The organism is Winogradskyella psychrotolerans (assembly GCF_018860545.1).
Classification (GTDB): domain Bacteria; phylum Bacteroidota; class Bacteroidia; order Flavobacteriales; family Flavobacteriaceae; genus Winogradskyella; species Winogradskyella psychrotolerans_A.
The window spans coordinates 85,221-94,094 of sequence record NZ_JAHKPN010000034.1 but is presented as its reverse complement, the minus strand read 5'-3'; the positions used below and the strand labels follow the sequence as shown (position 1 = coordinate 94,094).

The window sequence follows — 8,874 nt, the reverse complement described above, 5'->3', positions numbered from 1 at the left end:
ATCAACAATGGCTGATTCTTTAAGCAATTTCATGGTTTCTTGATCCTTTTTTCTATTCTCAAGGGTTGCTTTAGTAATTTCTAATTGAGCGTCTAATGCCAGTAAATTATAATAACTTTCTGTGATATCAGATATTAATTGGGTTTGCACTGCTCTGGTAGCGGCTTCCGTTTTTAAGAAAGAAGCTAAAACAGAACGTTTATTGCTTTTTAACTTTCCCCAAACATCTAATTCCCAACTACTACTCAGCTGACCAACATAAGAAGTGGTGTTCAAATTAATACCACTTACACCTCCTAAATTTAACGCTGCTTCCGAAGTTTTTGAGCGTGTTACTTTCGCTGAACCTTCTAAACTAGGCAAGAATTGTAGTTTCGCTTCTACTAAACTTGCTTTGGCTTGATTGATATTTTCAATCGCAACTTTTAAATCGAGATTGTTTTGCAAGCCTTCCTCAATCAGATTTTGTAAAATAGAATCTGATATCAAATCTTTCCATGGTATATTAGCCATAGATGTGGTGTCTTGCACTAAAGTATCTCTATAATTTTCTGCATGCGCTATATCTGGTGCGACATAGGTTTTAGTCACTACGCCACACGAATTCAAAGTAAGCACAAATAGCGTAATTAGAGTGATATATTTTAAATTTTTAAATGTCATAATGATCTAATTTATGCGTTTAATGCTGTGTTTTTATCGTCTTCTTCATCTTCCCAATCATGTGGTAATCCCACTAATTTTTCTTGAAGGTTTTGAAAGATGATAAATAGTACTGGTATAATTAAAACACCCAAAATAGTACCTATTAACATACCTCCAATAGCACCTGTACCAATAGCTCTATTTCCTGTTGCGCCTGCTCCGGTTGCAATCATCAGTGGCAATAAACCGAAAATAAAAGCAAAGGATGTCATTAAAATTGGTCGGAATCTTGCTATTGCGCCATCTAGTCCTGCTTGCACGATAGACTCTCCTTCTCGTCGTCTCTGTATGGCAAATTCCACAATTAAAATGGCATTTTTAGCCAATAAGCCGATAAGCATTACCAAGGTAATTTGAATGTATATATTGTTACTAATTCCGAATAGATTTGCAAATATCAATACACCAGATAAACCTGCAGGAACTGCTAATAGTACAGCAATTGGAAGTATATAACTCTCGTATTGACCACATAAAAGGAAATACACAAAGATGAAACACAACATAAAAATGTATACCGTTTGGCTACCAGCAGATATTTCTTCTCTTGTCATACCTGAATATTCGTAACCATAACCTGTAGGTAGTGTTTGTGACGCCACGTCTTCGATTGCAGCAATAGCATCCCCAGAACTATAACCATCATTAGGTGCTCCTGTAATTTTAGCTGCTGTAAAGAGGTTAAATCGTGTTACACTTTGCGGTCCGTAAACACGTTTCAACGTTACAAACTCACTTATAGGTGCCATAATACCATTGCTGTTTTTAACTTTAATAGCATTTAGACTTTCGGTATTTTCTCTAAAGCTAGATTCTGCCTGATAAATAACGCGATATTGCTTTCCAAATTTATTAAAACTCGACGCATACACACCACTAAAATAGCCTTGCATCACACTTAAAACGCCTTCGACATCCAAACCTGCTAACTTGGTTTTTGCCACATCGACGACCACTTCATATTGTGGGATAGTTGGATCGAACGTGGTATTGGCATACTGTATTTCTGGGCGTTCACTTAAGCCTTTTATAAAATCTTGACTAACCGTATATAACTCATCAATAGTGCCCCCTTTTTGGTCTTGTAATTGCACTTCAAAACCGTTACTCATTCCAAAACCTGTAATGGTTGGTGGTGCAAAAAAGATAATTCTAGCATCTTTAATATGTGCCGTTTTTGCGAATAATCGTTTAATAATCGATTGTACATCTTGATCATCGCCTGTTCTTTCACTCCAATCTTTTAATTTTAAAATGACCATGCCGTAGTTAGATCCTTCTCCACTAATCATGCCTCTACCATACGACCTTAAAACGGCTTTAACTTCAGGAATATCTCCTACAATTTCTTGTATTTTAGTTACTACCTCTTCTGTTCTTTCTAGTGAAGAAGCAGCGGGCAAACTAATATCTGCCATAATAGTTCCTTGATCTTCATCAGGCACAAAACCTGTTGCTGTGGTATTCATTAAATAGACAAACAACCCAATAAACACGCAAAGTATGGTAATAGCTATGCCTTTTTTATGCATTAAGAAAGACACCGACTTTTTATATTTTCCTGTGGTTTTTTCAAAGGCTGTATTAAAAGCGACATAAAAACGCTGTAAAAATCCTTTTTTCTCGTGTTCTTCTTCATGTGGTTTCAATAATAACGCACACAATGCAGGACTTAAGGTTAAGGCATTAATCGCAGAAAGAATAATAGCAATGGCTAAGGTTAATCCAAATTGCTGATAAAAAACACCCGATGAACCACTTATAAAAGTTACCGGAATAAATACGGCAGACATCACCAAAGTAATAGAAATGATGGCTCCGGAAATTTCATTCATAGCATCTAAACTGGCTTTTCTTGCCGATCTGTAACCTGAATCTAATTTTGCGTGTACCGCTTCGACCACAACAATAGCATCATCTACCACAATACCAATGGCAAGCATAAGTGCAAATAGCGTTAGTAAGTTAATAGTGAAACCAAATACACTCAAGAAAAAGAATGTACCTACAATAGCCACAGGCACTGAAATTGCTGGAATTAGGGTAGATCGCCAATCTTGTAAGAAGATGAAAACGACTAAAAACACTAATAAAAAAGCTTCAATAAGTGTATGTATTACTTTTTCAATAGAGGCTTCTAAGAAATTGTTGGCATTCATTAACTCGACATACTTAATACCTTCTGGAAAATTTACAGAAGCTTTTTCTAGCGTTGCAAGTGCATTTTCTACAACCTCTTGTGCGTTAGAGCCAGAACTTTGAGCAATAGCAATACCAACTCCTGGACTTCCATTTATCAACGTTGATGTGCTGTATGATTGTGAACCTAATTCTACACGAGCAACATCTTTTAATCTTAAGATACGTCCATCATCAGTCGTTTTAATGATGATGTCTTCAAACTCGGATGCATTTTGTAATTTTCCTTTATACTTTAAAGTGTATTGATAGGCTTGGTCGCCTTGCAAACCTAATTCACCAGGTGCAGCTTCTAAGTTTTGGTCTGCCAATGCGGTACTAATATCCGAAGGAATTAATCCGTAGTTCGCCATAATATTGGCTTTTAACCAAATACGCATACTATAATCTCTAGAGCCAAAAGAAGAGGCACTACCAACACCGTTAATTCTTTTTAGAATAGGAACGATATTGATTTCGGCATAATTCTGAATAAACTCTTCGTCATAATCATCGTTATCACTATATAAACCAACAATTAACACATTACTACTTTGTTGTTTTTCAGTTGTAACACCAGATTGCGTTACTTCTTCTGGTAATAAGTTAGATGCACTAGACACACTGTTTTGCACATTTACTGCCGCAATATCTGGATCTGTACCCAATTCAAAATATACGGTAATGCTGGCAGAACCACTAGTAGCCGTAGACGTCATATAGGTCATACCTTCTACTCCATTAATCTGTTCTTCTAACGGCACAATGACACTATTTAAAACCGCTTCGGCATTGGCTCCATCATAAGATGCAGAAACTCGTACGGTTGGTGGTGCAATGTCTGGATATTGTGACATTGGCAAACTTGTAATTCCTATAACACCCAACACTAAAATAATGATGGAAATCACGGAAGAAAGTACCGGCTTTTTTATAAAATTCTTAAACATATCTTTTCTTCTTTATGAATTACTATCGATTGTAATATCTTCAATTTGTAAAGCTTCAATGTCGGATGCATTTACTTGTACGGCTTTAATTTCTTTACCGTCAGACAAGGTGTTGATGCCTTCAATAATCACTTGGTCATTCGCTTTTAAGCCATTGGTTACAATGTAGGCTTTACCAGAGGTTGAAGATTCTACCGTTAGTTTCGTTGCCTTAGCTTTCGATTCGCTATCTAACACATAAGCAAAAACATTGCCTTGAATCTCGTAGGTTGCCGATTGCGGAATAAGTAAAGCATTCTCTACTTCTCTAGGGATTTTTACAGTAGCACTATTTCCTGTTCTTAGCAATCCATCCGGATTATCAAAAATGGCATGCACATTAAATGACCCTGTTTCTTCATCTACTTGTCCGCTAATGGCTTGTATTTTTCCCACTTGATCAAACAAGGTGTAATCTGGTAATAATAGATAAACTTCTGGTGTGTTTTTTGCGCGTTCTTCTGGTGTATTGCCTTTACGAGAACGCATCACTTCTAAGTGAAATTTTTCATTAATAGAAAAATATGCATACACTTGTTTGATGTTTGAAACGGTTGTTAAAGCGGCTGTAGAACTACTAACTAAGCTTCCTAATTTATAAGGTAATGTGCCAATATAACCAGATACTGGCGCTTTAATTCTAGTGTAATTATTGTTAGTAATTGCGTTTGCTAAATCGGTTTTAGCTTGCTCTAAAGCAGCTTTTTTTGCAGTCACTGTGTTTTTAGCAGAAGCCAATTCAAAACTACTTATGATTTCTCGTTCTACTAAAGGCTTTGCTTTTTCTACATCTAATTGTGCCGAGCTTACTTCTGCTTCTGCACTACTAATTGCCGCCTTTGCACTCAATAAATCTTGCGAATATTGTGGTGCGTTTAAGATAAAAAGTAGTTGCCCTTTTTCAACATAATCTCCTTCATTAACTAATACTTGCTCTATAAAACCTTCTATTTTAGGTGTTATTTCTATATTTTCAATACCCTCAATACTTGCAGGAAATTCTCTAAAAAGATGTACCGTTTGCGGACTGACCGTTAACACATCATATTCTGAAACTTGATTTGCTGTTTCAGCCTTTTTATTGCTTGTACAAGACACGGAAAGCAGACCTATAAATAAGCCAAAACACAAAGTCTGGAATTTAATTGTTGTAGTTTTCATCTATTTTGATTGTTATTTAATTCTAATTTTTAATGGTTTATAAACTGTATATGTAAATTTCGATATTTTATAAAACGACCACAAGTGGAATAGACCAACCTGAAGATTACACCTAAGTTTTGTAAGTTTCAATCGATGGAATTTATTATGATTTTTTACTTAGTTATTTCTAACCAATCTCACGTAATTCTTTATTCTTAAGGAATCTGCAGCGTTTACCGATTCTAATAGATAATCTTCAATGTTTCCAGATTTAGGGTCCGAACGTTGTGCGCCTGCACCATGCCAATCATAATATTCTGTAGCGCTACTATTGTCTTTACTATACGCTTTTCCAAAAGCTATATAACAGGCTGTGTATTTAAAATCGCCTTGTGTTGTACTTGACCAGAACCAACTATCATCATTGGTACATTCAAAAAAGTTTTCATCTATTGCAGGGAATGTTTCTTTGTCATAATCCACAATACTTTGTAATTCTTTAGTATTAGGTAATCTCCAATCGTCGTAACCTGCAATGGTGCTCTCTTTTGCAACTTGTAATGCTTCAGCCCAATTGTAAGTATTGCCATCGTCTGTTTTTTGCCACATTAATCCGGTTGCTTTATCTGTGATTGTTCCGTCTTTATTATCTATGAAATCGTTAACACCGTACACATTTTCTGTTCCTCTAACTGCTCTTACATTGTTTCCTGGATCATGAATGCCTTCGGAACCATCAAAAAACAAACCCGTTTCGTAGGCTTTTATATGACCATCGGCGAAATTGAATCCGAAAGCTCCTTCCATTTGTATATTCTGCAATGGTCCTTTCACATATTTTGTACTCGACCAATATTGTCCCGCATACGGCATTCGTTTATCGTATTCAAAATCGAAATAATCTGTATTTAAATATGGCTGTGATTTTTCTAAATCTTGAGGAAATAATTCGCCATTAGAATTCAAAAGTGAACACAATTCTTTAATGGTTGGTAGTCTCCAATCCGTGTAACCACCAATTTCAAGGCTATCCACATAATCAAAAGCATCATAATAATTATGGTGTTTAAAATCTGGTGTTTTTTGCCACATTAAACCTGTGTTATTGTCGGTTATAGTGCCATCTCCATTATCTGTATACGAAGATTGAATCCCTATAAATTGAGCATCTTGACCATAAAATGCATCGTCTATGCTAGGTTTATCAATTTGATTGCCTTCATTATCATAAAATTTATCTTGACTAGTATCTGTTAATACGAAATGTACTTCATTTTCAGAAACACCTGTTGTTTCCTTTTTAGCATCTTTACAAGACACTAAACTTAAAATGACTAAACACGTGATTGTTCTGCTTATAGTTTTGTTTATAATAGTCATATTTATAGGTGTTAGGTGTTTTAATTAGTCATCGATAATTTATGAATCGTGTATCTTTTCACGAAGCCTAAAGAGATAAGCGCTCCAATACTGTCGCTAACAGGAAAGGCCATCCATATACCTATTAAACCATAATAATTATGCAGTAAGTAAGCCATGGGAACAAATAAAATTATAGGTCGAAGTAGGGCTAAAAACGTCGCTACTCTATTTTTTTGTAGAGCTTGAAAATAGCGTGTCACAACAATTTGTACAGAATAAAAAGGTATTGTAATCGCAAAAATTTGCAATGCTATTTTGGCAATCCTAATCACGTTTTGATTGCCGTCAGCATCCACAAAAATACGTGTGATTTGAGTAGGAAAAACTTCTAAAATCACCACACCAATTAAGGCAACTGCACTTACTATTTTTAAAGCAAGCGCTAAGGTTTTTCTAGACCTTGCGTAGAGCTTTGCTCCAAAATTGAAACTAACAATGGGTTGCATACCGTCTCCAGTACCTAAGGCAATCATCATGAAAAAGGCATTTACACCAAACAGTATGCCCATGGCTGCAACACCATCTACTCCACCAGAATGTAGCAATAAGTTATTAGCAAATATATTTTGAAAGCTAATGGCTAAATCCATTAAAAATGGGGCAAATCCTACCATTACGATAGGGATAATAATTTCCTTTTTGAGTTTAATTTTATTCCATGTTAATTTTACGACACTCTTTCCGCTGATATAGTATCTCATTAATAACAAGACATTTGTGGCTTGGGCTATTAAAGTTGCCAATGCTGCACCACGTATGCCTAGATTAAATATTTTCATAAAAACATAATCTAAACAGACATTGATAACACAAGACAACACCACCAATTTAGCTGGTAATTTTGGGTTACCTTCTGCTCTACAGGTAAACTCTAAAGCTAGAAAGAAACTAAGCGGAAAACCTAAAATAAGCACTAATAAATAGTCTGCAGATAAGTTTAATAATTCTTCTGTCGCACCAAATAATCCTAGCATGGGTTTGTAAAACAACAACCCAGCACTTGTAAAAAGTAGCATGATTAAAAAAAGGCCTGCAATAGCATTTCCTAATACTTCTTCTGCTTTTTCGGGTTTAGATTCACCTAAATATTTGGCGATTAAAACACCAGCTCCACTTCCAAAAAGCAATACAAATCCGTATTGAAAAAGGTTTACAGGAAAAACCATGGTTACTGCGGATAAGCCTTCGACGCCAACAAACTGGCCCACAAATATGCGGTCTACAAAATTATACAATGCATTAATTAGCATTCCTAAAACTGCAGGACCTACAAAAATGAAAAGCAACTTCAGTACACTATCTTCTTTAAGAGAATACTTTGTGGTTTCCTTTTTCGATTTTGAAAAAAAAGTGTGTTTAAGTTTTGCTATTAAATGGGTCATTTTGGATGATATACTTTATCTGACACAAAGATATCACGCACACAAACTTTAATAGACATTGTAATTTGAGTAAAATAGATTATAATTTAGGTTTTTATACTCTGAAGGCTTAATTTTGAAGAAATTGCAAGAATTCATGGAGGTATTTAGCGACATAAACAACTATTTTCTGAATGGCTTAGAATCAGCCAACGATTATTCGAATAGCTTTTACATTAGACGAATGGCAAAAAACAAGCAGTTTATAGCACCCGACAAAAAGTTTTCTGGTCCGCATAAACGTGATTTTTTTGAAATTGGTGTGTTACAAAAATCCACAAAAAACATAAAAATTGGAAATCAAACACTTCAAGAAAGCACAAATAGTTTGGCTATTATATCGCCTTTTCAAGTGATTGACTATAACAACATTCCGCCAAATGATGATGAAGGTTATATACTCTACTTTAATGCTTCTATTTTTACCAATTTGAATCAATCTTATGGTTTGCAAAATGAATTTCCGTTTTTCAAAATTCATACCATGCCCATATATCAATTATCAGAAACGAATTTTAAAGGCATTATATCCATTGTAGAAGAATTGTACATAGAATCAAGAAGTAAAAAAGCACACAATTTTGAAATTGTACGCTCATTACTCCTCTTTTTATTGTACAAAGTGAAACGTGCCACACATGGCAATAAAGGTATAGTTACCATGAATCGTTTTGAAGTGATTATGTCTAAATTTGAACATGTGATGCTCTCTAGTGATCATCATTTTTTATCTGTAAATGACTATGCTAAAAAAATGCATATTAGCCCAATTTACCTCACGGAATGCGTTAAGAAAGCGACAGGTAAAAGTGCTCAAAAAGTAATTATTGATTATAAAATATTATATGCCAAAACACTCTTACATCAAGCAGATAAAACGGTTGCTGATGTTGCTTATGCTTTAGATTTTAATGAAGTGGCTAATTTTAATCAGTTTTTCAAACGGAATACAGGAATGACAGCTACGCAATTTAAAAAGCAGTAATTATTTTTAATCTATGCTTTAATCACTTAAG

General features: G+C 34.9%; 6 protein-coding genes. 1 reads left to right on the top strand and 5 read right to left on the bottom strand.

Features of this window, described 5'->3' with window-relative positions; genetic code table 11:
• From KO515_RS11865 to KO515_RS11845, 5 genes are all read right to left on the bottom strand, one after another.
• Positions 1–663: TolC family protein (locus KO515_RS11865; RefSeq protein ID WP_215936559.1), on the bottom strand; the 663-nt coding region annotated here is incomplete at its 3' end.
• Between the two features lie 11 nt (positions 664–674).
• Complete coding sequence (locus KO515_RS11860) at positions 675–3,833, bottom strand: efflux RND transporter permease subunit (protein WP_215936558.1); 3,159 nt, start codon at positions 3,831–3,833, stop codon at positions 675–677.
• Between the two features lie 12 nt (positions 3,834–3,845).
• Positions 3,846–5,033, bottom strand: coding sequence for an efflux RND transporter periplasmic adaptor subunit (locus KO515_RS11855; protein ID WP_215936557.1), 1,188 nt, complete (start codon positions 5,031–5,033; stop codon positions 3,846–3,848).
• 159 nt (positions 5,034–5,192) lie between these two features.
• Positions 5,193–6,395, bottom strand: coding sequence for a DUF1566 domain-containing protein (locus KO515_RS11850; protein ID WP_215936556.1), 1,203 nt, complete (start codon positions 6,393–6,395; stop codon positions 5,193–5,195).
• Between the two features lie 20 nt (positions 6,396–6,415).
• Complete coding sequence (locus KO515_RS11845) at positions 6,416–7,819, bottom strand: MATE family efflux transporter (protein ID WP_215936555.1); 1,404 nt, start codon at positions 7,817–7,819, stop codon at positions 6,416–6,418.
• A 223-nt stretch (positions 7,820–8,042) separates the two neighbouring features.
• Here KO515_RS11845 and KO515_RS11840 point away from each other — a divergent pair, with 223 nt between their 5' ends.
• Positions 8,043–8,843, top strand: a complete 801-nt coding sequence (locus KO515_RS11840; protein ID WP_215936554.1) for an AraC family transcriptional regulator — start codon at positions 8,043–8,045, stop codon at positions 8,841–8,843.
• The last annotated feature ends 31 nt before the right edge of the window (positions 8,844–8,874 follow it).

Coding starts and splice junctions, on each gene's coding strand:
- KO515_RS11860 (WP_215936558.1), bottom strand. CDS start 3,833: ATGTTTAAGAATTTTATAAAAAAGCCGGTACTTTCTTCCGTGATTTCC.
- KO515_RS11855 (WP_215936557.1), bottom strand. CDS start 5,033: ATGAAAACTACAACAATTAAATTCCAGACTTTGTGTTTTGGCTTATTT.
- KO515_RS11850 (WP_215936556.1), bottom strand. CDS start 6,395: ATGACTATTATAAACAAAACTATAAGCAGAACAATCACGTGTTTAGTC.
- KO515_RS11845 (WP_215936555.1), bottom strand. CDS start 7,819: ATGACCCATTTAATAGCAAAACTTAAACACACTTTTTTTTCAAAATCG.
- KO515_RS11840 (WP_215936554.1), top strand. CDS start 8,043: ATGGCAAAAAACAAGCAGTTTATAGCACCCGACAAAAAGTTTTCTGGT.